Origin of the sequence: Martelella sp. AD-3 (assembly GCF_001578105.1) — a bacterium.
Lineage (GTDB): Bacteria > Pseudomonadota > Alphaproteobacteria > Rhizobiales > Rhizobiaceae > Martelella.
In genome coordinates this window covers 3,439,388-3,461,924 of the sequence record NZ_CP014275.1, presented here as the reverse complement: position 1 = coordinate 3,461,924, position 22,537 = coordinate 3,439,388, and the positions used below count along the sequence as shown (strand labels likewise).

Sequence of the window (22,537 nt, the reverse complement as noted above, 5' to 3'; positions counted from 1 at the left end):
GAAGGAGGTCCAGATATGGCAATACTCGTAACAGGCGGCGCCGGTTATGTCGGCAGCCACATGGCGCATGCGCTCGTCGATCGCGGCGAGGACGTCGTGGTCATCGACGATCTGTCGACCGGCCACCGCGAGTTGATCCCGGAACAAGCCAAGCTGGTCGAAGGCGATATCGCCGACAGGAAGCTGGTGTCGAAGCTGATTGCCGACGAGAACATCAATGCCATCGCGCATTTTGCCGGCTCGATCGTGGTCTCGGACTCGGTGTCCGATCCCCTGACCTATTATGAAAACAACACGGTCAAGTCACGCGCGCTGATCGAAACGGCCGTAGCGGCCAAGATCGAGGCCTTCCTGTTTTCCTCTACGGCCGCCGTATACGGGGAACCCGGCGTCGATCTTCTCGATGAGGAACAGAACCTGCAGCCGGTCTCGCCCTATGGCTGGTCGAAGCTGATGACCGAAGTGATGCTGCGTGACAGCGCGGCCGCCTATGGTTTGAAATATGCCGCGCTTCGCTATTTCAACGTTGCCGGCGCCGATCCGGAAGGCCGCACCGGCGAGACCCGCGAGCATGCCACGCATCTGATCGAAATCGCCGCGCAGGCGGCCACCGGCCGGCGCAACCGCATGCAGATCTTCGGCACGGATTATCCGACGCCGGACGGCACCTGCCTGCGCGACTATATCCACGTCACCGACCTGATCGACGCCCATGTGAAGGCGCTGATGCATCTTCTGAACGGCGGCGGGAATTTCGTCGCCAATTGCGGCTATGGTCACGGTTTTTCCGTGCTGCAGGTGGTCGATGCGATCAAGCAGGTTTCCGGCGTCGACTTCCGCGTGGACATGGCCGAGCGTCGTCCCGGCGATCCGCCGGCACTGGTCGCCGATTCGACGCGCGTGCGTGAAATCCTTGGCTGGGAGCCGCAATATGACGATCTCGAAACCATTGTCCGCCATGCGCTTGCCTGGGAGGACCAGTTGGTGAAGGGGCGGGTGAAGCTGTAGGGGCGCCCCCGGTCGCCCCCAACCTTCTCTCCCGCCAGCGGGAGAGAGTATTGCGGGCTGTGCGGCTATGTCTTCTCGTCGCCCTCTCAAATCCCCGCAATATAGTCCGCCAGCCGCTCTGCGGCGTCTTCCAACTGGTCGGCATTGCGCAGGAAACAGGCCCTGAGGAAGGGTTCCCCGCCGGGTCCGAAGGCCGAGCCGGGAGCAAGGCCGACGCCGGTCTTGTCGAGGATATCGAGCGCGGCACGGCGGCTGTCGGTGAGGCCGTCCACCTTCAGGAAGGCATAGAGCGCCCCGTCGGGCTTCAGCGTCTCGACGCGGTTGGTGGCAAGCAGCCGGTCGCAGAAAATGTCGCGTCCGATCCGCGCGCGCTCATAATTCTCGGCAATCACAGGGTCGCCGTCGCGGATTGCGGCGAGCGCACCCTGCTGCATGAACTGGGCAACGCCCGACGTCGTGTATTGCACCAGGTTTTCAATCGTGTCGCCGATCTCGGGCGGGGCGACCAGCCAGCCGACGCGCCAACCGGTCATCGACCAGTTCTTGGAGAAGGAATTGATGAACACGATCCGGTCGCCCTCTTCCATGATGTCGAGGAAGGAGGGCGCGCGGCCGCCGGCAAAATGATAGAGCGCGTAGATCTCGTCGGCGAGGATCCAGATGCCGTGGCGGCGCGCGATCTCCAGAAGGGCGGAAAGATCGGCAAGGCTCGCCGTCCAGCCGGTTGGGTTGGCCGGCGTGTTGACGAAGATCATCCGGGTTTTTTCGGTGATCGCCGCTTCCACGCGGGCGGGATCAAGGTTCCAGCGGCCATCGGCGAATTCAAGCGGCACGCCGACCTTCCGCGCGCCGGAAACGCCGAGCGCTGCGGCGATATTCGGCCAGGCGGGGGTGAAATAGATCGCCTCGTCGCCGGGCTCCGTCATCGCCTCGACCATGATCTTGATCGCATGCATGCCTGACCCGGTGACATAGACATGCTCCGGCGAAAGCCTTGCCCCGAAATGGCGGGCGTAGTAATCGGCGATCGCTGCGCGCAGCGGCGGAATGCCGCGCTGATGGGTATAAAAGGTCTCGCCATTGTCGAGCCCGGCCTTGGCCGCGTCACGGATGAACTGCGGCGTCGGCAGGTCGCCTTCGCCCGCCCATAGCGGCAGAAGCCTGTCGCGGTCGCGACCGTAATTGATGATTTCGACAATGCCGCTTTCCGGCGCGTCCTGTGCCCTTCGGCTGAGGCTTGAAATGAGTGTCATGCGGTTCTCCGTGCTCAATCCGTTCTAGCGCATCGGCCCGAAAATCGGAATCGATTTTCGGAAAGCACGATGCGTAGATAAAATAGGTTAGAGCGTCCTTTGTGCGTCCGAATGGACGCACGGCGCTCTAATGCGGACCAGCGCCTGCCTTCCATCAAATTCGGCGACGAAATCATTGTTTTTTGTGATGGCTCGTGCTGCGACAGTCGCATTTGAAACCGGCCGCCGATAGCCTATGGTGGAGAAGCTCGCGAAGGGAGGCGTTCCATGCTGCCGGGCTGGCTGATCTTGTTGGCGGCACTGCTCTACATCATGCTGCTGTTTGCCGTGGCGAGCTACGGCGACCGGCGGGCAAAGCGCGAGCTTGCGCCGCGGTCGGGCCGCAACTTCGTCTATGCGCTGTCGCTCGCCGTCTATTGTACCTCCTGGACCTATTTCGGCGGCGTCGGCCTCGCCGCAACGCGCGGGCTCGAGTTTCTCGGCATCTATATCGGCCCCATCCTGGTCTTCACCGTTGGCATGCCGGTGGTCCGGCGCATCGTCTCGCTGGCGAAATCGGAAAAACTGACCTCGGCGGCCGACTTTCTCGCCGCTCGCTATGGCAAGAACCCGATGGTGGCCGGCCTCGTGGCGCTGATCTCGCTTGCCGCCGCCATTCCTTATATCGCGCTGCAATTGAAGGCGGTCTCCGATTCGGTCGCCGTCATGGTCGGTGGTACGATCGATCCACCCTCCGTCGGCGCGGCCTTCGGCGTCGGCCTGCCGCTCGCCGTCACGCTGGCCCTTGCAAGCTTTGCCATCGTCTTCGGCACCCGCCACACGGACGCGACGGAGCATCAGGACGGGCTGATCCTGGCGATCGCCATGGAATCGGTGGTCAAGCTGGTGGCCTTCGGTTCGGTCGGTCTGTTCGTGCTTTTCGTTCTCTACAACGGACCTGCAGATCTTCTGGCCGCCGCGCGGGAAAATGCCGCGGCCGCAGCGGCACTCACCTATGAGACGCCGATCAGCCGCTGGGTGCTGCTCACCGTCCTCTCGGCCTTCGCCATCCTGCTTCTGCCGCGCCAGTTCCATGTGACCGTTGTCGAGAACCGAACCGAGGGCGAGCTCAGTCTCGCCCGTTTCCTGTTTCCGGCCTATCTGATCGCCATAAACCTTCTGGTGCTGCCGGTTGCGATCGGCGGGGCGATAACGCTGGGGCCGGGCGTCGATCCGGACCTCTACGTGCTGCAGCTGCCGCTCACCCAGGGGCAGCCGCTGATCTCGCTGGTCACCTTCCTTGGCGGCTTTTCGGCGGCAACGGCCATGGTCATCGTCGCCTCGGTGGCGCTCGCCATCATGCTCTCGAACGATATCGTCAACCCCATCCTGCTCAGGCGCCGGATGATTGCCGGCGGCGCCCACCGACAGGATTTCTATTCGCTGCTGCTCAACATCCGCCGCGCCTCGATCCTCGGCGTCATGCTGCTCGGCTATGCCTATTACCGCCATATCGACAGCGACCGGGGCCTGTTCTCGATCGGGCTTCTGGCTTTCGCGGCCATCGCCCAGGTCGCGCCCGCGCTGTTCATCGGCCTTGTCTGGCGCACGGCCAATGCGCGCGGCGCCATCCTCGGCCTGTCGCTCGGCTTCCTCACCTGGGTCTATCTGCTGTTCGTGCCGAGCCTTGGCGGGCCGGACCATTCGGCGATTGCCGGCGAAGTGATGAACTTCATCATTCCAGGCACCGGACTTTTCGTCGGCCCGGATGCCGATATTCTGCTGAACGTCACCTGCCTGTCGTTGCTGATCAATGTCGCCGGCCTCGTTCTCGGCTCGCTCAGCCGGCAGGCGCGTCCGCTGGAGCGCATCCAGTCCGGCATTTTCGTCAAGCGCCAGGCCCGCTGGCAGTCCTCCGCGCGCGGCATCGGCACGGGCGTTTCCGTCGGCATGCTGCGCGAGACGCTGAACGGCTATCTCGGCGCGGAGCGCACGGCGCGCTCGTTTGCCACCTTCGAGCGCAATGCCGGCCGGCGCATGGGCGATGACGAACAGGCCGACATGGCGCTCATTCACTTTTCCGAACAATTGCTCGGCAGCGCCATCGGCTCGTCCTCGGCGCGCCTTGTCCTGTCGTTGGTGCTGCAGCGCGCCGAAGCGGCCTCCGGCGATGCCGCCTTCCTGCTCGACCAGGCAAGCGAGGCGCTGCAGTATAATCAGGGCCTGTTGCAGACCGCTCTCGCCCAGATCGATCAGGGCATTGCGGTTTTCGATGCCTCCAACCGACTCACCGTCTGGAACAAGCGCTTTCGCGCGCTGCTCAACCTGCCCGAAGAGGTCGGCCAGGTGGGCTATCCGCTGATCAACATCATGGGCCGGTTGTCCTCGCGCGGCGATCTTACCGGTGACGAGGCGCGCGAGGCGCTGCGCCGGCTGCGCGCGCACGAGAGCGCCTTTCCGATGGTTCTCGACAAGGGACGGCGGATCATCGAGGTGCAGTCGCGCGCCATGCCCGAAGCCGGCATGGTCGTCACCTTCACCGATGTCACCCAGCGGGTGGAGGCCGATCTGGCGCTCAAGCAGGCCAATGAGACGCTGGAACAGCGCGTGGCCGCGCGCACGGCGGAGCTCACCGAGGTCAACAAGGCGCTGCGTGTCGCGCGTGCGGCCGCCGACGAGGCCAATATCGGCAAGACGCGGTTCTTCGCCGCCGCCGGGCATGACATCCTGCAGCCGCTCAACGCCGCCCGGCTTTATGCAACTGCGCTGGGCGAGCGCATGCCGGCCGATGGCGAGGATCGCGCATTCGCCGAGAAGATCGATTCCGCGCTGCAATCGGTCGAGGATATCCTGGGTGCTGTTCTGGACATTTCCCGGCTCGACGCCGGCGCGATGAAACCGCATTTCACCGCAGTGAATCTCGGCGACATGTTGAGACGGGTCGAAACCGACTTTCGTCCGCTTGCCGACGAGCGGGGGCTGAAATTCACCGTGGTCAGATCGTCGCTCAAGGTGCGCTCGGACGCCCACGCCCTCAGGCGTCTGGTGCAGAACCTGGTGTCGAACGCGATCAAGTACACGATTTCCGGCAAGGTGCTGGTCGGCGTGCGCCGCCATGGCGATCACGCGGTGATCGAGGTGCATGATACCGGCATCGGCATTCCGGCCTCAAAGGCGGAAAGCGTGTTCAAGGAGTTCACCCGGCTGGACGAGGGCGCGCGCGCGGCCCAGGGGCTTGGCCTCGGCCTTTCGATCGTCGACCGGCTGGCCCGCATGCTCGAACACCCGGTCGCGCTCTCTCCTGCGCCTGGCGGGGGCACCGTGTTCCGGCTGACCGTGCCGCTTGCCGACGCCGGAGCCGAGACCGCGCCGCAGGCGGCAAAGCCGACGGGCCGTTTGCCCGGCCAGGCCATCGCCGGCCTCAAGGTGCTCTGCATCGACAATGAGGAGGCCATTCTCGAGGGGATGCGGGTGCTCCTCGGCGGCTGGGGAGCGGATGTCCACGTCGCCCGCAGCGCGGAAACAGCCGGCGCGATCGACATTGTGCCCGACGTCATCATCGCCGACTATCACCTCGACAATGGCGGCAGCGGCGTGCGCGCGGTCGTTGCCCTGCGCGAGCATTACCAGCGTCACGTTCCGGCCCTTTTGCTGACGGCGGACCGCACCCAGGACGTGCGCGATCTGGCGGAGGAGGAGGACATTGTCGTTCAGCACAAGCCGCTGAAACCGGCTTTGCTGCGCGCCTTCCTCAACCAGATCGCGATCTTTCACAGGGCGGCGGCCGAATAGGGACCGCCGCTCCTTCATGTCTCCGGTCAGTCAGGTCATCCTTTGACCGCGCGAACCGACGCGGCGCCTGAGCAATCCCAGCGAGGGCGGAAACCGGTCTTGCGGGCCGGCAATGTTCTAAAGCGCCTGTTTTATCCGCTCCAGCTTTCGCCAGCGCAACGATGACCAGAGCGAAAGTCCGATCAGGCCAGCGCCGACAAGCCCGGTCACCGCTTCGGGGATATGGACCAGCGTCTGGGCGAACATGATCACCGCCAGCACCAGGATGGCGTAGAAGGCGCCGTGTTCGAGAAAGCGGAAATGCGACAGCGTCTTGCGGTCGACCAGCAGGATCGTCAGCGAGCGCACATACATCGCGCCGATGCCGAGCCCGATGGCGATCACCAGCAGGTTTTTCGTCAGGGCGAAGGCGCCGACCACCCCGTCGAAGGAAAAGCTCGCGTCGAGCACTTCCAGATAGATGAAGGCGCCGAGCCCGCCCTGGGCCGCCGTTTTTGCCGCCTTGGCCTGGCTTGCATCCAGAAAGCCGCTCAGGATTTCGACAGCAAGGAAGGTGATCAGGCCGTAAAGGGCGGGATAGAGGAAATCTTGCGCGCGCTCTTCGGCCACCAGGCCGGAAAAGACGAGGATGAGAACGAGCGCGATGCCGATCTCGATGCCCTTGATCGAGGCCGATCGCGCCATCGGTTCCTCCAGCCAGGGCAGCCAGTGCACGTCCTTGTCATGATCGAAAAAATAGGTGAGCCCGACCATCAGAAGAAAGGTGCCGCCGAAAGCGGCGATCGGCAGATGGGCATGATGCATGATCTCGGCATAGGCGCGCGGCTCGGCGAAGGCCAGATGAATGGCGGCGATTGGTCCGATTTTCGCGGCAAGCGCGACGATGACCAGCGGAAAGACAAGCCGCATGCCGAAAACGGCGATCAGAATGCCCCAGGTGAGGAAGCGCCGCTGCCAGACATGACTCATCGCCTTCAGCTTGTTGGCGTTGACCACCGCATTGTCGAAGGAGAGCGAGATTTCGAGCACTGCGAGCACGGCGGTGATGAAGAGACAGGTCAGCGCTCCGCCGGCCCCGAAGCTGAAATAGCCGTAGGCGGCGCTGGCGAGAAGACCGACCGCCGTGACAATGAAAGCCCATTTGAAATAGGAAAGGGTGGAGGTCATGGCAGCACCTTCGATGGTGCGGCGATGTCGTTGGACGCGCATGCGCCTTGCGCACGCGATCCGACGCGATGGTTGTGAAGCATGATAGACATGTCCGCCGGCTAATTTGCGGGCGGTGCCGACATCACGAGAGCGCCGTCAAACTCTCGCCAGAGGGGCCCGGCACCGGGTTTGCCGTCGCGCGCGGATTTTGGGGGGATGACCCCGTCGCGCGAAAAATGGCCGGCCCCTGCGGGTCTGCCCTGTTGCGATCGGCGCTCACAGATTTAGTCACGCCGCGCGCGCCGTCAACCCCTCCGGCGTTGCTACCTCTGATTATTGCCTGCCGGCTCCGGCGCTCCGGGCCGACGACCTGTTTTTCAGCTTGCCGGAAAGCCCGCGGCGGTGGTAATGATCGCCATCAGGCCATGCGCGGGTATGATGTAATGGTAGCCTGTCAGCTTCCCAAGCTGAACGCACGGGTTCGATTCCCGTTACCCGCTCCAATGGATTGCGACGCGCCCGTCCGGGAGCGCCTCGCCGATTGAACGGCGCTTGCTCTCATCACAGGCCTGTCCGATGCGCCTCAGCGGCTCTCCTTCCGGCTCGGCCGATGCGCCGTCTTGCGCCACAAAAACGGGGCACGATAGAGCTCGGCCAGCGCCTTCCAGGCGGCGAAGGAGAGCATCAGCCAGTAGAGCGGCAGGTAGAGCGCATCCGCGCGCATCTGCCGCGCTTCCTGCGGCTGCATGCGGGACAGGCCGAGCCTCAGGAAAACCCAGTAGCTTGCCAGGATGTTGGCAATATCGATGCCCGAGAGAACCTGGTGAATCGGACCGGAATCATAGTCCGGATGGATGATCGCCGCGGTCGTCATGAACAGCGCGGCGAAAAGGAGCGGGTGCAGCAGCGAGGACAGGACGACGCCTGCGCCGTTGGCGAGAAACACCAGTGCGCCGAGCGTGCCCAGTTCCGAAAAGAGCCGGGATGGCTCACGCAGCGCGACCAGAAGCGTCTGCAGCCAGCCCTTGATCCAGCGTGAGCGCTGGGCGGTCCAGGCTTTCGCACTTGTCGGAGCTTCCTCCAGCGTCGGGTTGCCGATCACCCCGCAGTGATAGCCGAGACGGTGCAGCCTCAGGCCAAGATCGGCATCTTCGGCCACATTGTAGGGGTCCCAGGCGCGGCACGCACGCAGGACATCGGTGCGGAAATGGTTCGACGTTCCGCCAAGCGGCAGGGGGAAACGGTGGCGCGCCAGAAACGGCAGGATGCCGCGGAAGAGGCCTGCATACTCGCAGGCAAACAGCGCCGAGATCCAGTTCTGCCCGATATTGTCGACGACAAGCGGCGCTTGCAGACAGCCGAGCGTCGCCGGTCCCTTCCGAAAGGCGCGCCAGGCCTCGCGCAACTGGTCGGGATGCGGCCGGTCTTCGGCATCATAGATGGTGAGAAGAGACCCGCGCGCGCCGGAAAGCGCGTAGTCCAGCGCCTTCGGCTTGGTGCGCGGCAGGGCCGGCGGAACGCTGACCAGTTCGAATTGCGGCGGCAGCCTCTCGGCCCTTATGGCAGCGATGGTGGCGCTGTCATCTGCTTCGCAGACAAGCTTGACGTCGAGCCGCGAGGCAGGCCAGTTCAGTCTCTTCATGTGGTCGACGAGCTGCGGGATCATGTTGGCTTCGCGGTAGAGGGCGACCAGCACCGTATAAACCGGCAAGGCGCCTTCCTCCTCGTCTTCCACGGATTGCGTTGCCTCGCCGGGACTGCTTGCCACCGCCGCAAGCCGGATGAGGAGGGAGAGGGCGTAGAGAGTTGAAAACAGGATATGCGTCAGGAGCAGCGTCTCGGCGGTGAAAAGGACGAGTCCGACGAGAAAGGTGGCAACGCTGCCGCCGAGCAGAAAGCCCTGCTTGCCCCAGAACACGATCCGCGCCGAAAAGCGCGGTTCCCATACCATCAGCCGGTGGATCGTGTTGGCGAGCCGGCGCTGAGCCCCCACCTGCCAGACGGTCTCGCGGATCGTCGACGGCATGGTTACCACCACGGCCCGGCGAATGGCGGGGCGGAAGGAAAGGCGGGCATGCAGATCTGCCAGGTCTTTCGCGCGCGGGATGATCGCGAATGTCGCGCCGCCCTCGCCGCTTTCCAGGCGCAGGCCGGACGGAGAGACCAGCAGCCGGTCGATCCTGCGCCGGTCGGAAACGGCTTCGGGGTCGATCCGTGCAAGGAAAGGCAGGCCGAGATAGAAGGCGAGGCGACGATAATAGGCCTCCGGCAGAACAGAGCCTTCGGCGAGAAGTTCGTCCTCTATGGTGGTGCCGTTTTGCCGGGCGGATGTTTCGGCCCGTTCGATCAGCGCGTCCTCGTAGCCAAGGCGGCGCAGCATGCGTCGTTCGCCGGCAAACGGATCGCTCACCCGCCCGTCCCGCCGGGTCGATGACTTCGGGCTTGGGCGCGGTACCGCGTACAAGGACGAAGCCGTCATCGAACCCTCCTGAAACCCGCAATACGTGCAATTCTGCAGGTTTCAAGTAAAGGCACGTTTTGAAAAAATCACAACATGTAAGAGTGATTTTTATCAAATACACGCTAAGATTCTTCGAGCCTGCGACCTGTCCCACGCGTTCCCGGCCGAAAAATCGGCAACCGCGTCCAGATCATCGGCTTGTCGGAAAACGAATCCCACTTTCGCGCCCGACGCTGACATCCAAAGCGGTTTCGCCTGTCACGGACGCGCGTAACCGCCCTATCTCTTTGTTTTTGATTAATTTTCGCAGTCATGTGACTCCATCTGACTGCGAAATGCGTTAAAGTGCGCGGTAGCGCGCAATCGCGCCGCGTTCGATTGCTGCACAGGTCAGTTTGTCGAGGTGCAACCTGTCGCGCAGCAACTGCAGCAGGCGGATCTCCTCCGGTCTGATCGCCTGGTCCACCGACATGATCTCGACCGCGAGCGCGTAGGCCGTGTCGTAAAGCCGCGCCGGCAGCGTGTCGCGGATGATTTCGAGGGCGATATCCATGCCCTCGTCGCCGGACAGGATGTCGGCGCAGGCATGGGCCACATCGGTTATGCGGTCCTCGTCAAACCCGCGGAAGGCCGGCAGCGAGCGGGTGATATGGCCGATGCGAGCCAGTTCGTCATCGCTCATGGCGCTGTCTACGGCTGAAGCCATGACCATCACATAGATCAGGGCATCATAATGAGTGAGCGGTGTCCGGGTCATGGGCATGTCTTTCGATTGGATGCGGATTTCAGCATTCTATTGGTTTTCCTGCATTTTCGCGGACGTCAGGCGTTCCGGCTGACTGCGAAATGCTTCACTGGCTCGCCCAGATGATGCGGGCGATCCATTCCACGGCGGCAAGATCGAAGGTGAGGTTTTCGTGGGCGGGGTTGATCGACATGAGCTCGATCTGGCGGCTGGTGCGGCGCACCAGAACCTTGGCCATGACTTCGCCGTCATGGGTCTTGACCACGACGCGGTCGCCCTTGCGGGTTTCGGCGTTGGCCTCGACGATCAGCACGTCGCCGTCGCGGTAGAGCGGCAGCATGCTGTCGCCCTGCACCTCGAGCGCATAGACGCTGTGGCTGTCGCGCGCGGGCGCGGGAAAATCGACCTCGTCCCAGCCCTGGCCGACGGGAAAGCCGCCGTCGTCGAAAAAGCCGCCGGTGCCGGCGCGGGCAAGGCCGAGCAGGGGAATGGTGGAGGGTTGCGGCGGGAAGGCGCCTGATGGCGGCGCGCCCCCATCGTTCGCGCGGCCGGCTTCCGCGTCGAGAAAGGCGGTCAGATCGCTGCCCGTCGCATCGAGCACCTTGGCGATCGATTCCATCGACGGCCAGCGTTCACGCCCGTCCTTGCCAAGCCGTTTGGACTTGTTGAAAGCGGTCGGATCAAGCCCGGCCCTGCGCGCAAGGCCCGAAGGGGTCAGCTTGTGGCGCGCGGCCAGATCATCGATCGCGTCCCAGATGGCGCTGTGGCGAAGCCTGCTGGACATGACTGTTCACTCCGGCCACGTTGGCGCGTTGATAACGGCGGGACTATAGCGCATGGCCTATCATGACGTAAAGCCATGACAGGAATAAAATCCTTTGTCGCGCGTCACGCGACCATGGCCATATTGACCTTGCCCAACTGGATCACCGCCTGGGTGCGGCTGTCGACATTAAGCTTCAGGAGGATCGCCGAAACATGCGCCTTCACGGTCGCCTCGGATACGCCGAGTTCGTAGGCGATCTGCTTGTTGAGAAGGCCCTCGCACAACATGCGCAGCACGCGCGACTGCTGTGGGGTGAGCGTCTGCAGCCGTTCCAGCATGTCGGCGATGTCGGGGTCGGTCTCCTCGCCGCCCTCGAAGTTCTCCGGCGTATAGATCTCGCCGGAAAGCACGGTGCGAATGCCGTTGCGCAATTCATCGATGCCGGCGGATTTGGAGATGAAGCCGGAGGCGCCGAGCGCCAGCGAGCGGCGGATCGTATCGTCGTCATCGCTTGCCGAAATCACCACGATCGGCAGGCTGGAAAACTCCGCCTTCAGCGTGATCAGGCCGGAAAGCCCGCTGACCCCCGGCATGGCGAGATCGAGCAGCAGCAGGTCCGCCTCGGGGTTTTCCCGGGCGGCCAGCTGCACGCCGTCGAAATCGCCAGCCTCGACAACGGCGTAATAGGTCGCCATGCCGCTGATGGCCTGTTTCAGGGCGCTGCGGAACAACGGGTGATCATCGGCGATCAGTATTGTCTGTCCGGTCATTTCCTGCCTCCTCCCAAAGGCAATGTCACAACCTGAGCCACTTGTCACGCGAGAGAGGCAACGCGTCAATGCTGCAACAAAACGACGTAAGTCTCCTCCATGATCGCGTGTTTGCAACGGATATCAATAAAAAAAACGGGAACGACGCGGAAAAGCCCGCATTTGCTGTTGCTTTCACGCGGCGGGTCTCAATTGTCATGGACTTTTGCCCCTTACTGGTTCAAACCGTGCCGCAACCAGGCCACGGGAGTCGATGCCCATGTCGCAACCGATATTCAAGATCGTCGCGCGCCCAGAATGGCAGGCCGCACGCCTCGCCGGCGTCTATCGGGGAGCCCCCGTCGATCTTTCCGACGGGTTTATCCACTTTTCGACGGCGGAACAGGTGGAGGAAACCGCAGCCCGTCATTTCGGCGGACAGCGCGACCTCCTGCTGGTCGCGGTCGACCCGCAGGCGCTCGGGCCGGCACTGAAATACGAGCCGTCGCGCGGTGGCGCGCTGTTTCCCCATCTTTATGCGGTCCTTCCCTTTTCCGCCGTGCTCTGGGAGAAGCCGATCCCCGAAACAAGCGCCGGCGGCCATGATTTCAGCGGGCTTGTCGCATGATCAACCTGTTCAAATGCGGCGCGCGCAACGCCGTCTTCATGCTCGACCCGGAAGTGGCCCACGGGCTCACCATCAAGGGCATCGCATCCGGTCTTCTGCCGCGCGCGCGCCATGCCGCCGATCCCCGCCTTGCCGTTTCCGCGGCAGGCCTGTCCTTTGCCAACCCGCTCGGCGTTGCAGCCGGCCTCGACAAGAACGGCGAGGCGATCGACGGCCTGGTCAAGCTCGGCTTCGGCCATGTCGAAGTCGGCACCGTCACGCCGCGCCCTCAGCCGGGAAATCCGAAGCCCCGGCTCTTCCGGCTGGTGAAGGACGAAGCGGTGATCAACCGCATGGGCTTCAACAATGACGGTCACGAAGCGCTTGCCGAAAGGCTTGAGGCCCGTTCTCGGCGCGGAATCGTCGGCGTCAATATCGGCGCCAACAAGACGTCCGAAGACCGGATTGCCGACTATGTCGCGGGCATCGCCCGTTTCGCCTCGCTTGCCGGTTATCTGACAGTCAACATATCCTCGCCCAATACGCCGGGCCTCCGGGACCTGCAGGCGCGCGAACAGCTCAGGCAGTTGCTCGATGCGATTGCCGGAGCGCGGGAGAAGGCGGAAACCCGTTTGCCGGTGTTCCTGAAGATTGCGCCGGACCTGACCGAGGCAGGGCTTGACGATATTATCGCCGAGGTCGCGGCAAGCACGCTCGACGGCGTGATCGTTTCCAACACCACGCTTGCGCGTGACGGCCTGACGGACGCAAAACTGGCGGGCGAAAGCGGCGGCCTTTCCGGCGCGCCGCTGTTTGAGCGCTCGACCGCGCTTCTGGCGCGCGTCAGGCAGCGTCTCGGTCCGGAAAAGGTGGTCATCGGCGTCGGCGGGGTTTCGACCGGCGCCCGCGCGCTTGAAAAGATCCGCGCCGGCGCGGATCTGGTGCAGATCTATTCGGGCATGGTCTATGAGGGGCCGCAGCTGATCGCGGACAGCCTTGCCGCCATGCTGGAGGCGCTTGAGGCGGACGGTGCGTCATCGGTGCGCGAATTGCGCGATACCGCCGTCGATGAATGGGCGGCAAGGTCCTTTTAAGTCTAGCTGCTGAGGCACATGGACCAGAAGGGCGTGTTGCCGGAACTCGGGCTCGTGGCTTTTGCCACGCCCAGGTGGGAATAATTTCCCAGCATGTTTTCAAGGTGCTTGGGTGACGCCACCCAGGCCTGAAACGCGCGCTCGGGCGTTTTCTGATGCATGGCGATGTTCTCGGCCGCCGGCAGCGGCAGGTCGTTGCGCTTGAACCTTGCGGCGACGCTTTCCGGACCGGTGAGGTGGTTCATCCTGTCGGCAAGGGCCATGCGGCTTGCCTGATCGACGGCGACGGCGTTGCAGGCTCTGGACGGGCTGACGGGCGCAAGGCCGCGGCTTTCTCTCAGGTCATTGACCCATGGCAGGAAGGTCGACGTCATTGCGGTGGCATCGACATCGCCGCGCGGCATGCCGCCGCCGCCGAAGAGGCTGCAGGCCGAAAGCCCGATTGCGAGGATGGCGAGCGCGAAGGCCCGGCGGCTGGTGCTCGATACGGTCAACGGCGATAGCTCAGAATGCGGATGAGGATGAACACGGGCACGACGATGATGGCGCCGAGCACAAAATAGTGACCGATTTCGCCAAGCGCTGCAAAGCCGCGCCGCCAGAGATTGCCGAAGAAATCGATGACGCCGTACCAGAGGTCGAGCGGATGGATGTTGAGCGCGGACAGGATGAAACCGACGATCAGCGACACCACCAGCAACCTGACGATCGTGCCGACAACGGTGCCGCCCAGAAACCGGTTTACTTCATTGCTCATCGCGCGCGTCCTTTTGCTGGCCCGTCCTTAAGGCGACATTGAGGCGCAATCAAGATGGAAACCGCTGCCGGGGAAGGCAAGAGGCGCTCAGCGATTCCGCTTGCTTTTGGCGCGAAAAAGCGACATTGGCGATCAGCCCAATAGTCCGGTCCCGACCCCTTTGAACATATTATTCTTCTCCTCCGGCGATCTGATCGCCGATCGTCGCGCCGATTATGCGCGGATGCTGGATGAGGCGGGCGAATTTTCCGCCGCAGCCGAACTGATGGAACAGGCGCTCGCTCTTGCGCCCGGCTGGCCGGCCGGCCTTGCCATGCTCTCAGCCTATCTTGAACATGCCGGCGAGACCGACCGCGCGATCGAGACGCTGGAGATCCTTGAAAAACTGGATGATGACGACATTTTCGCCGCGCGGCTGAAGCTGGCCGTTCTGGGTGCTGCCCGTCCGCCCGCCCATCCGCCGGGTCGCTATGTGGAGGCGCTGTTCGATTCCTATGCCGAGCATTTCGATGAGGCGCTGACCGAGCGGCTGGATTACAGCGCGCCTCAGCGCCTTGCAGCCCTTCTTGCCGAAACGGAAGGTGCCGACCGCCGGTTCGAGCTGGCTGTCGATCTTGGCTGTGGCACGGGGCTTTCGGGCGAAGCGTTTGCCCGCCGCGTTGCCCGGCTTGAGGGTTTCGACCTGTCGCAGAATATGCTGCAGAAGGCGGAGGAAAAGGGGCTTTACGCCGTTCTCGCACAGGCCGACCTGCTTCTGGCGCCGGGCGAAAGCGGACTTTTCATCGAAGACCTGGCAAAGCAGCGGGCCGATCTGGTGATCGCTGCTGACGTGCTGATGTATCTCGGCGGTCTCGAAAGCCTGATGGAGAACGTCGTTGCGCTTATCGCTCCGGGCGGGCTGTTCCTGTTTTCGGTGGAGGCCGGGGAGCCGGGAAGCGATTTCACTCTGCTTCCCTCGCTGCGCTATGCGCATTCCGCGGCCTATGTCAGGAAGCTGCTTGCGCAGGCCGGCCTGTCTTTGAAGGCGGAACGCAGCACGGTCCTGCGCAAGGATGCCGGCGAGCCGGTTCCCGGCATCCTGTTTCTGGCCGAACGGAACATCATGCCGTTGTGACGCGTTTCTGAAGACATATTTCAGAAACCGCATCAAGGAGGCCTGTCATGACACTGACACCGGAACTCTGTCACGCTGCCCGCATCCTCGCCCATATCGATCGCGAGGCGCTTGCCCATGAGAGCGGTCTTGCCGAAGACAAGATCGCCGAATTCGAAAACGGCAGGGCCGATTTCGGCGAGGCCAGCCGCGACAAGCTGAAGGTGACGCTCGAGGCGCTCGGCGTCGTTTTCCTGCCGGAAGACAAGGAAGGCGGAGTCGGCATCCGGCTGAAGTTCACCGAGAGCGAAACCCGCCGCATCCTCAACTGGGAAGGCGAGGGCGGCCGCGTCAACCAGGATGACGTCGTTTGAGGATTTGACGAAAGCGCGGTTTTGGTTGAAGAAGAGGCCGGGGCCGCGCCCCGGGCTTGTCGTGTCGGGAATGCACTTGTTCGCGCCCTTTTTTCCAGCCGGAATGTCGCCACGTGTCAGAAAACAGGTTTCTCAGGAATATCCTCAACTCCACCACCGAAAATCATTCGGCGCTGGAGGATCTCCAGGGCATTGTCACGGGCGCCATGCTGGCTTCGCTCGGCGTCCTCGTGCTCAAGGCCGGCGGATTGTTGACCGGCGGCACGGCGGGGCTTGCCTTTCTTCTGGTCTATTCGACCGGTATCGGCTTCGGGCTTGCCTTTTTCGCGGTCAACCTGCCGTTTTATTATTTCGCCTGGAAACGGCTTGGCCTTGCCTTCACGCTGAAAACCTTCATCGCCGTCGGACTGACCTCGGCGCTGACCGGCATCATCCCGCAATTTCTGACGATCGGCGAGACCCACCCGCTGGCCGCCGGCCTCTTCGGCGGCGCGCTGGTCGGGACCGCGCTTCTGATTTTCTTTCGCCACAGCGCCAGTCTCGGCGGCTTCGGCATTCTGGCGCTGTTCCTGCAGGATCGCTTCGGCTTCAAGGCCGGCTATGTCCAGCTTGGCCTCGATTGCTTGGTGCTGGTGCTGTCCTTCTTCGTGGCGACGCCCTTCATCATCGCCTGTTCGGTTGCCGGCGCTCTGGTCATCAACCTTATCCTCTCCTTCAACCATCGCCGCGACCGCTATATCGCGATGTAGAAAAGCCTTTCCCCGAAGCCTGTTTGCTGTAAACCTGGCCTCATGAACGAAACGGAAACATCTCTGCTGCCAGAGCGCTTTCGCCGCTGGTTTTCCGCCAATGGCTGGCGGCCGCGGCCGCACCAGCTTGGCCTGCTGGCCCGCGCCGGCGCCGGCGAGGACATGCTGCTGATCGCGCCGACCGGGGCGGGCAAGACGCTCGCCGGTTTCCTGCCCTCCCTTGCCGATCTTGACGCCCGAGGCCCGCTGAAGCCCGGAACGCGCCCGCGCGGGGTCCATACGCTCTATATCTCGCCGCTGAAGGCGCTGGCCGTCGATATCGCCCGCAATCTGGAACGTCCGGTGAGCGAAAGCGGGCTTGCCATCACCATGGAAACCCGCACCGGCGACACGCCGCAGGCCAAGCGTCAGCGCCAGCGCATGAAGCCGCCGGATATCCTGCTGACGACGCCGGAACAGCTCGCGCTGCTTCTGGCGGGCAAGGATGCCGACCGCTTCTTCGAGGACCTGCGCTTCGTGATCTTCGATGAACTGCATTCGCTGGTGACCTCCAAGCGCGGCCATCTCCTGTCGCTTGGCCTTGCGCGGCTGAGGCGGCTGCGCCCGGAACTGACGGCGATCGGCCTTTCGGCCACGGTCTCCGACCCGATGGAGTTGCAGCGCTGGCTGGTGGCCCAGACCGGCGAGGTGGAGCCGCCCCATGCCGGGCTGATCACCGTTGCCGGCGGCGCGCGGCCGGAAATCACGATTTTGAAAGCCTCGCAGCGCATCCCCTGGTCCGGTCACTCGGCGCGCTATGCCGCCCCCGACATCTACGAAGAGCTCAAGCGGCGTAGGATGACGCTGATCTTCGTCAACACCCGCTCGCAGGCGGAGATCGTGTTCCAGGAGCTCTGGAGCATCAATGACAACAATCTGCCGATCGCGCTGCATCACGGCTCGCTCGATGTCGGCCAGCGTCGCAAGGTGGAAGCGGCGATGGCCGCCGGAAAGCTCTGCGCCGTCGTCGCCACCTCGACGCTCGACCTCGGCATCGACTGGGGCGATATCGACCTTGTGATGCATATCGGCGCGCCGAAGGGCGCAAGCCGCCTTGCCCAGCGCATCGGCCGCGCCAATCACCGCATGGACGAGCCGAGTCGCGCCATTCTGGTGCCCGCCAATCGGTTCGAGGTGATGGAGTGTCAGGCAGCGCTCGATGCCAATTATGTCGGCGCGCAGGATAGTCCGCCGATCGGCGATGGCGCGCTCGATGTGCTGGCCCAGCACGTGCTCGGCATGGCCTGCGCCGGACCCTTTGATCCGGACCTGCTGTTTGACGAGGTGCGCTCGGCGCTGCCCTATCACGGGCTCGCCCGCGAGACCTTTTTCCGCGTGGTCGATTTCGTCGCCACCGGCGGCTATGCGCTCAGAACCTATGAACGCTATGCCAAGATCAGAAAGACCGCCGACGGGCTCTACCGCCTGACGCATCCCGATTTTGCCCGCCAGTACCGGCTGAACCTCGGCACCATCGTCGAGATGCCGATGCTGAAGATCAGACTTGTTCGGCCGGGAAAGCGCGGCGGGCCCTTGCGCGGCGGCGCGGTGCTGGGCGAGGTTGAGGAATATTTCATCGAGATGCTCAGGCCCGGCGACACCTTCCTGTTCGCCGGCAAGGTGCTGCGGTTCGAGGGCATCCGGGAAAACGAGTGCATGGCGTCCGCCGCCTTCGACAGCGATCCGAAAATCCCGGCCTATGCCGGCGGCAAGTTTCCGCTGTCCACCTTTCTGGCGGACGGCGTGCGCGCCATGCTGGACGATGAAGAGCGGCGCAAGGCGCTGCCCGCGTCCGTGCGCGAATGGCTCTCGCTGCAGGAGAGGCATTCGCATCTGCCCAAGCGCGGCGAGCTCCTGGTTGAAACCTTTCCGCTGGAAAACCGCTTCTACATGGTCGCCTATCCCTTCGAGGGCAGGCTCGCGCACCAGACGCTCGGCATGCTTTTAACCCGGCGGCTGGAGCGGGCGGGCGCGCAGCCGACCGGCTTCGTGTCCACGGATTATTCGCTCGCCGTCTGGGGCCTGAAGGATATCGGCGAAATGTTGGCCTCCGGCGCGCTCGACCTCAAGGCGCTGTTTGACGAGGACATGCTGGGCGATGATCTCGAAGCCTGGCTCGATGAAAGCTACATGCTCAAACGCACGTTTCGCGCATGCGCGACGATTGCCGGGCTGATCGAGCGTCGCTATCCGGGCAAGGAGAAGACCGGGCGGCAGATGACGGTTTCCGCCGATCTGATCTATGACGTCCTGAGGAGCCACGAGCCGGACCATATCCTGCTGCAGGCGACGCGGGCGGATGCGGCTTCCGGCTTGCTGGATATCGCCCGCCTTGGCACAATGCTGCAGCGAATCAAGGGCCATCTCACGCATTACCGTCTGAAGCGCGTCTCGCCGCTCGCCGTGCCGGTGCTTCTGGAAATCGGTCGGGAAAGCGTCAATGGCGGGGCCGGCGAGGCGGTGTTGCGCGAGGCCGTCGATGAACTCGCCGCGGCGCTTGAGGCGGCGGAAAGCGAAGACGCTCACGAAGGACAGGACAAACCCGGCGCATGAACTTGAGCACAGCATCACTGGAGAGCGAGCGTTTCGACGACAGCGGGCCGCGCTTTGCCGGCCATCCGGTCGTTTTCGATTGCTCCGGCGCGCTGTTCTTTCCCACGCTCTCTTTGCTTGTCGTTTCCGACCTGCATCTGGAACGCGGCGCGGCGCATGCCCGGCGCGGCGTTTTCGTGCCGCCCTACGACACGGCGCGCACGCTCTCTGCTCTTGCTGCCGTTATCGCCCGCTGCCGTCCGGCCCGCGTCGTCTCGCTCGGCGACAATTTTCACGATCGCGTGGGCGCGCGGGAGATGGCGGATGATCACCGCGCGGCGCTTTCGGCGCTTGCCGCAGGCCGTGATTGGGTTTGGATCAACGGCAATCACGATCCCGACGGCGTTTTTGGCCTGCCGGGGCGGGTGTTCGACGAATGGACATGCGAGGGGCTGACCTTTCGCCATGAGCCGTCGCGACGGGGAAAAGCGGAAATCTGCGGTCATCTCCATCCCTCCGCCACGCTCACCCGTCCGGGCAAGTCCGTCCGTCGTCCGTGTTTTGCCGCAGATGACAACCGGCTGATCCTGCCGGCCTTTGCAACTGCGCGCGGCGGCCTCGATCTGCGCCACAAGGCCTTTGCCGGCCTGTTCGACCGCGCGGCGCTCACCGTCCACATGCTGGGGCCGGACCGCGTCTATGCGCTGCCCTTTGCAGCGCTTGCACGATGATGCATGACGATGAAGTCCCCATCGACGAAGCGCTTGCAAAGAGGTTGATCGAAACGCAGTTCCCGCGTTTTCGCGGTCTGCCCGTTGAGGCGCTCACCGGGGCCGGTACCGACAACGTGATCTTTCGCATCGGGGACAGGGCGGCCGCTCGGTTTCGCAGGCGGGCAATGGACCCCGCGAAATGTTCTGCTCTGCTTTTGGCCGAAGCCGAGGCGATGAGTGAGCTCGCCGAAAACTGCTCCGTCCCGTCACCGCGACCGCTCGGTCTTGGCCGTCCCGGTCTGAGCTATCCGCTGCCATTTTCGGTGCAGACATGGATTGCGGGGGATGTCGCGACGCCTGACGGACTTGCCGCATCGGATGAATTCGCGCGGGATATCGCGCGTTTGATCGCCGGTTTCCGCCGGGCGGATACCCGCGGCAGGCCTTTCGGCGGGAAAGGCAGGGGCGGACGACTTGCCGACCATGATGACTGGATGGCTGTCTGTTTCGAAAAGAGCGACGGCCTGCTTGATGTCGCACGCCTGAGGGCCCTTTGGGACCGGTTTCGGCTCTTGCCGCCGGCCGCCACGCTGGTCATGAACCACAAGGATCTGATACCGGGCAATCTTCTGGTCAGGTACGGCCGGCTTTTCGGGGTGCTCGACGGCGGCGGGTTCGGTCCGGCCGATCCCGCGCTCGATCTCGTGGCAGGCTGGTATATGCTCGATCGTGAACGGCGGATGCTGTTGCGCCGCCATCTGGGCTGTGACGATGCCGAATGGCAACGCGGGGCGGCCTGGGCATTCCAGCAGGCGATGGGGCTTGTCTGGTATTACCGCCGCACCGCGCCGGCCATGGCGAGGCTTGGCGAAAGCACGCTCGGGCGGCTGCTTGAGGATCTCAGTTCTTCCTGAAAATGACGCTTGCGAACCAGCCGGAAAACAGCGCAATGAACACCGCGCCGAGGCCGTAGAACAGCGGATACTCGTGGGCGGCGGTGGTGAGCTGGGCCTCGAGCCCGGTCTTGACCACATTGAGCGGCAGGTTCTGTGTTGAGATCTGGCGTCCTTCCTTGAACAGATAAGCCTGCACGGTGTGGGTGCCTTCGGGAATGTTCACCGGCAGCCTCAGGCTCGCGCGAAACAGGCTGTTGGAGACGAATTTCACGCCGTCATCCTCGGTATCGTAAAGCCCGTCGGCCGCGTTCAGCCGGAGCATCGCCTGGCGGAAGGTCGCGACATCGCTGGCATCGCCGAAATAGCCGACCGGCGATATTCGCAGATGCGTGACGCCGATGCCGCCCGAATTCAGTTCCTGCGGCGAGGTGACGTCTTCCAGCGGGCGCGTGCTGGAGATCGAATAGGAGCGCGGTACATGCTCGAAAGAAATGGTCTGGCGGTTGATCCAGATGCCGAAGACCCGCTCCTTGCGGCGCACGTCGGCCTCCGCCTTCGGGCCTTCGAGGATCACGACGATGTCATAACCGCCCTTTGACAGAAGGATCGGATCGGCATCGTTGATCGCGCCGAACACGGTGAGGTCGGCGCCGGAAAAGTCCGAGGTGATGGCGATCTCGTTGGTCGATGTGCCGATCTCCAGCGTTTCCTGCTGGATGACGGGCGCCTGTTCCTGCGCGGCGGAAAGGGCGGGCGCAAGAACGAGGGCGAAGAGGGTCAGCAGCTTTCTCATCATTCCGGCGCTCCCTCGAAGACGACGGAGAACAGGTCGGTCGGCGTTGCGACCAGACCGAAGGCAAGGCGCACGCCGACGGCCAGGATGAGCAGCGCGAGCAGCGCCCGCAACTGTTCGCCCTTCAGCTTCTGGCCGACGCGGACGCCGTATTGCGCGCCGATGACGCTCGAGAGCATCAGGATCGTCGCGAGCACGATATCGACCGCATAATTGGTCACGGCCTGAACCACGGTCGTGTAGGCGGAGACGAAGATGATCTGGAACAGTGACGTGCCGACGACGATATTGGTCGGGATGCGCAGGAGATAAATCATCGCCGGCACCATGATGAAGCCGCCGCCGATGCCGAGCGAGGAGGTGAGCACGCCGATCGTGCCGCCGAGCAGGAACACCGGAATGACGCTCAGATAGAGCTTCGACTTCTTGAAGCGCATCTTGAAAGGCAGGCGGTGGACCCAGTTGTGCTGGCCGGGCTTGCGGAAGGAAACCGGCTTCTGGCTGGCGCTGCGGCGGATCGCCCTGATGCTTTCCACCAGCATCAGCCCGCCGATCGAGCTCAACAGCACGACATAGAGGATCGAGATCACCAGATCGAGTTGGCCGAGGTCGCGCAGAAGCGAAAACAGCCATACGCCGATCGTCGCGCCCACGAGACCGCCGGTCAGAAGCACCGTCCCGAGCTTCATGTCGAGCGTGCCGCGCCTGAAATGGGTGAGTGTGCCCGAGACCGAAGAAGCGACCACCTGGCTCGCTCCGGTGGCAACGGCGACGACCGGGGGAATATGGTAGAAGATCAGGAGCGGCGTGATCAGGAAACCGCCGCCGACGCCGAACATGCCAGAGAGGAAACCGACTGCCGCGCCCATGCCGAGAATGACGAAGATATTCACCGAAAGTTCGGCAATCGGCAGGTAAATCGACACGCGTTTCCCCAATAGCGGAAGGGCCGGACGGGTCTCGTCCAGCCTGTTTAAGGTCCGGTTTC

The 22,537-nt window shown here is 63.5% G+C and carries 20 protein-coding genes and 1 tRNA gene; 11 read left to right on the top strand and 10 right to left on the bottom strand.

From position 1 onward, the window contains the following. Nucleotides 1–15: 15 nt before the first annotated feature. Complete coding sequence (galE, locus tag AZF01_RS16065) at nucleotides 16–1,008, top strand: UDP-glucose 4-epimerase GalE (protein WP_061449741.1); 993 nt, start codon at nucleotides 16–18, stop codon at nucleotides 1,006–1,008. Nucleotides 1,009–1,094: 86 nt separating this feature from the next. On the opposite strand, the gene AZF01_RS16060 is transcribed toward galE, so the two are convergent. Then, nucleotides 1,095–2,261 (bottom strand): pyridoxal phosphate-dependent aminotransferase, encoded by a 1,167-nt coding sequence (locus AZF01_RS16060; protein WP_061449881.1) that lies wholly within the window; start codon nucleotides 2,259–2,261, stop codon nucleotides 1,095–1,097. Between the two features lie 267 nt (nucleotides 2,262–2,528). Here AZF01_RS16060 and AZF01_RS16055 point away from each other — a divergent pair, with 267 nt between their 5' ends. Next, the gene (locus tag AZF01_RS16055) at nucleotides 2,529–6,032 is read left to right on the top strand and encodes a PAS-domain containing protein (protein ID WP_061449740.1); all 3,504 of its coding nucleotides are present in this window, start codon (nucleotides 2,529–2,531) and stop codon (nucleotides 6,030–6,032) included. Between the two features lie 117 nt (nucleotides 6,033–6,149). Here AZF01_RS16055 and AZF01_RS16050 read toward each other — a convergent pair whose 3' ends face one another. Then, nucleotides 6,150–7,199: a DUF475 domain-containing protein gene (locus AZF01_RS16050; RefSeq protein WP_156484743.1), complete on the bottom strand. Its 1,050-nt coding sequence runs from the start codon at nucleotides 7,197–7,199 to the stop codon at nucleotides 6,150–6,152. A 411-nt stretch (nucleotides 7,200–7,610) separates the two neighbouring features. Between AZF01_RS16050 and AZF01_RS16045 the strand changes: the two genes are divergently transcribed. Continuing rightward, nucleotides 7,611–7,684, top strand: a tRNA-Gly gene (locus AZF01_RS16045). 80 nt (nucleotides 7,685–7,764) lie between these two features. On the opposite strand, the gene AZF01_RS16040 is transcribed toward AZF01_RS16045, so the two are convergent. From AZF01_RS16040 to AZF01_RS16025, 4 genes are all read right to left on the bottom strand, one after another. Next, nucleotides 7,765–9,591, bottom strand: a complete 1,827-nt coding sequence (locus tag AZF01_RS16040) for a glycosyltransferase family 2 protein (protein ID WP_197489610.1) — start codon at nucleotides 9,589–9,591, stop codon at nucleotides 7,765–7,767. Nucleotides 9,592–9,982: 391 nt separating this feature from the next. Then, nucleotides 9,983–10,399, bottom strand: coding sequence for a tellurite resistance TerB family protein (locus tag AZF01_RS16035; RefSeq protein ID WP_061449737.1), 417 nt, complete (start codon nucleotides 10,397–10,399; stop codon nucleotides 9,983–9,985). Nucleotides 10,400–10,493: 94 nt separating this feature from the next. Then, nucleotides 10,494–11,171: a helix-turn-helix transcriptional regulator gene (locus AZF01_RS16030; RefSeq protein WP_061449736.1), complete on the bottom strand. Its 678-nt coding sequence runs from the start codon at nucleotides 11,169–11,171 to the stop codon at nucleotides 10,494–10,496. A gap of 104 nt (nucleotides 11,172–11,275) precedes the next feature. After that, nucleotides 11,276–11,923 carry a response regulator transcription factor gene (locus AZF01_RS16025; protein WP_061449735.1) on the bottom strand — a complete coding sequence of 216 codons (648 nt, stop codon included), beginning with the start codon at nucleotides 11,921–11,923 and terminating at the stop codon, nucleotides 11,276–11,278. Between the two features lie 259 nt (nucleotides 11,924–12,182). Here AZF01_RS16025 and AZF01_RS16020 point away from each other — a divergent pair, with 259 nt between their 5' ends. Together AZF01_RS16020 and AZF01_RS16015 are read left to right on the top strand one after the other, a co-directional pair. Beyond that, the gene (locus AZF01_RS16020; RefSeq protein ID WP_082781122.1) at nucleotides 12,183–12,530 is read left to right on the top strand and encodes a DUF952 domain-containing protein; all 348 of its coding nucleotides are present in this window, start codon (nucleotides 12,183–12,185) and stop codon (nucleotides 12,528–12,530) included. Then, the gene (locus tag AZF01_RS16015; protein ID WP_061449733.1) at nucleotides 12,527–13,603 is read left to right on the top strand and encodes a quinone-dependent dihydroorotate dehydrogenase; all 1,077 of its coding nucleotides are present in this window, start codon (nucleotides 12,527–12,529) and stop codon (nucleotides 13,601–13,603) included. The genes AZF01_RS16020 and AZF01_RS16015 overlap by 4 nt, the downstream gene beginning before the upstream one ends. Before the next feature lie 2 nt (nucleotides 13,604–13,605). On the opposite strand, the gene AZF01_RS16010 is transcribed toward AZF01_RS16015, so the two are convergent. Together AZF01_RS16010 and AZF01_RS16005 are read right to left on the bottom strand one after the other, a co-directional pair. Further along, entirely contained in the window at nucleotides 13,606–14,097 is a 492-nt protein-coding gene (locus tag AZF01_RS16010) for a CAP domain-containing protein (RefSeq protein ID WP_061449732.1), read from the bottom strand. Continuing rightward, entirely contained in the window at nucleotides 14,094–14,360 is a 267-nt protein-coding gene (locus AZF01_RS16005) for a DUF6460 domain-containing protein (RefSeq protein WP_061449731.1), read from the bottom strand. The genes AZF01_RS16010 and AZF01_RS16005 overlap by 4 nt, the downstream gene beginning before the upstream one ends. Nucleotides 14,361–14,520: 160 nt before the next feature. On the opposite strand from AZF01_RS16005, the gene AZF01_RS16000 reads away from it, so the two are divergent. The 6 genes from AZF01_RS16000 (at nucleotide 14,521) to AZF01_RS15975 (ending at nucleotide 20,774) form a co-directional block, all read left to right on the top strand. Continuing rightward, nucleotides 14,521–15,474 (top strand): class I SAM-dependent methyltransferase, encoded by a 954-nt coding sequence (locus AZF01_RS16000; RefSeq protein WP_061449730.1) that lies wholly within the window; start codon nucleotides 14,521–14,523, stop codon nucleotides 15,472–15,474. A gap of 47 nt (nucleotides 15,475–15,521) precedes the next feature. Further along, entirely contained in the window at nucleotides 15,522–15,827 is a 306-nt protein-coding gene (locus AZF01_RS15995; protein ID WP_061449729.1) for a hypothetical protein, read from the top strand. A 113-nt stretch (nucleotides 15,828–15,940) separates the two neighbouring features. Continuing rightward, nucleotides 15,941–16,576, top strand: a complete 636-nt coding sequence (locus AZF01_RS15990; RefSeq protein WP_061449728.1) for a YitT family protein — start codon at nucleotides 15,941–15,943, stop codon at nucleotides 16,574–16,576. A 42-nt stretch (nucleotides 16,577–16,618) separates the two neighbouring features. After that, nucleotides 16,619–19,168: a ligase-associated DNA damage response DEXH box helicase gene (locus tag AZF01_RS15985; RefSeq protein WP_061449727.1), complete on the top strand. Its 2,550-nt coding sequence runs from the start codon at nucleotides 16,619–16,621 to the stop codon at nucleotides 19,166–19,168. Then, nucleotides 19,165–19,878, top strand: a complete 714-nt coding sequence (gene pdeM / locus AZF01_RS15980) for a ligase-associated DNA damage response endonuclease PdeM (RefSeq protein WP_061449726.1) — start codon at nucleotides 19,165–19,167, stop codon at nucleotides 19,876–19,878. The genes AZF01_RS15985 and pdeM overlap by 4 nt, the downstream gene beginning before the upstream one ends. Continuing rightward, the gene (locus AZF01_RS15975; protein WP_197489609.1) at nucleotides 19,875–20,774 is read left to right on the top strand and encodes an aminoglycoside phosphotransferase family protein; all 900 of its coding nucleotides are present in this window, start codon (nucleotides 19,875–19,877) and stop codon (nucleotides 20,772–20,774) included. The genes pdeM and AZF01_RS15975 overlap by 4 nt, the downstream gene beginning before the upstream one ends. Here the strand turns inward: AZF01_RS15975 and AZF01_RS15970 are convergent. Then, nucleotides 20,761–21,549 carry a TIGR02186 family protein gene (locus AZF01_RS15970; RefSeq protein WP_061449880.1) on the bottom strand — a complete coding sequence of 263 codons (789 nt, stop codon included), beginning with the start codon at nucleotides 21,547–21,549 and terminating at the stop codon, nucleotides 20,761–20,763. The two genes, AZF01_RS15975 and AZF01_RS15970, sit on opposite strands and share 14 nt — an antisense overlap. Beyond that, nucleotides 21,549–22,475, bottom strand: coding sequence for a sulfite exporter TauE/SafE family protein (locus AZF01_RS15965; RefSeq protein WP_061449725.1), 927 nt, complete (start codon nucleotides 22,473–22,475; stop codon nucleotides 21,549–21,551). Before AZF01_RS15965 ends, AZF01_RS15970 begins: the two co-directional genes overlap by 1 nt. Between the last annotated feature and the right edge of the window lie 62 nt (nucleotides 22,476–22,537).

What these genes read in the sequence shown, in the direction of transcription:
- AZF01_RS16030 (WP_061449736.1), bottom strand. Translation starts at nt 11,171, where the DNA reads ATGTCCAGCAGGCTTCGCCACAGCGCCATCTGGGACGCGATCGATGAT.
- galE (WP_061449741.1), top strand. Translation starts at nt 16, where the DNA reads ATGGCAATACTCGTAACAGGCGGCGCCGGTTATGTCGGCAGCCACATG.
- AZF01_RS16050 (WP_156484743.1), bottom strand. Translation starts at nt 7,199, where the DNA reads ATGACCTCCACCCTTTCCTATTTCAAATGGGCTTTCATTGTCACGGCG.
- AZF01_RS15975 (WP_197489609.1), top strand. Translation starts at nt 19,875, where the DNA reads ATGATGCATGACGATGAAGTCCCCATCGACGAAGCGCTTGCAAAGAGG.
- AZF01_RS16020 (WP_082781122.1), top strand. Translation starts at nt 12,183, where the DNA reads ATGTCGCAACCGATATTCAAGATCGTCGCGCGCCCAGAATGGCAGGCC.
- AZF01_RS16035 (WP_061449737.1), bottom strand. Translation starts at nt 10,399, where the DNA reads ATGACCCGGACACCGCTCACTCATTATGATGCCCTGATCTATGTGATG.
- AZF01_RS16055 (WP_061449740.1), top strand. Translation starts at nt 2,529, where the DNA reads ATGCTGCCGGGCTGGCTGATCTTGTTGGCGGCACTGCTCTACATCATG.
- AZF01_RS16005 (WP_061449731.1), bottom strand. Translation starts at nt 14,360, where the DNA reads ATGAGCAATGAAGTAAACCGGTTTCTGGGCGGCACCGTTGTCGGCACG.
- AZF01_RS15970 (WP_061449880.1), bottom strand. Translation starts at nt 21,549, where the DNA reads ATGAGAAAGCTGCTGACCCTCTTCGCCCTCGTTCTTGCGCCCGCCCTT.
- pdeM (WP_061449726.1), top strand. Translation starts at nt 19,165, where the DNA reads ATGAACTTGAGCACAGCATCACTGGAGAGCGAGCGTTTCGACGACAGC.
- AZF01_RS16015 (WP_061449733.1), top strand. Translation starts at nt 12,527, where the DNA reads ATGATCAACCTGTTCAAATGCGGCGCGCGCAACGCCGTCTTCATGCTC.
- AZF01_RS16025 (WP_061449735.1), bottom strand. Translation starts at nt 11,923, where the DNA reads ATGACCGGACAGACAATACTGATCGCCGATGATCACCCGTTGTTCCGC.
- AZF01_RS15995 (WP_061449729.1), top strand. Translation starts at nt 15,522, where the DNA reads ATGACACTGACACCGGAACTCTGTCACGCTGCCCGCATCCTCGCCCAT.
- AZF01_RS16060 (WP_061449881.1), bottom strand. Translation starts at nt 2,261, where the DNA reads ATGACACTCATTTCAAGCCTCAGCCGAAGGGCACAGGACGCGCCGGAA.
- AZF01_RS15985 (WP_061449727.1), top strand. Translation starts at nt 16,619, where the DNA reads ATGAACGAAACGGAAACATCTCTGCTGCCAGAGCGCTTTCGCCGCTGG.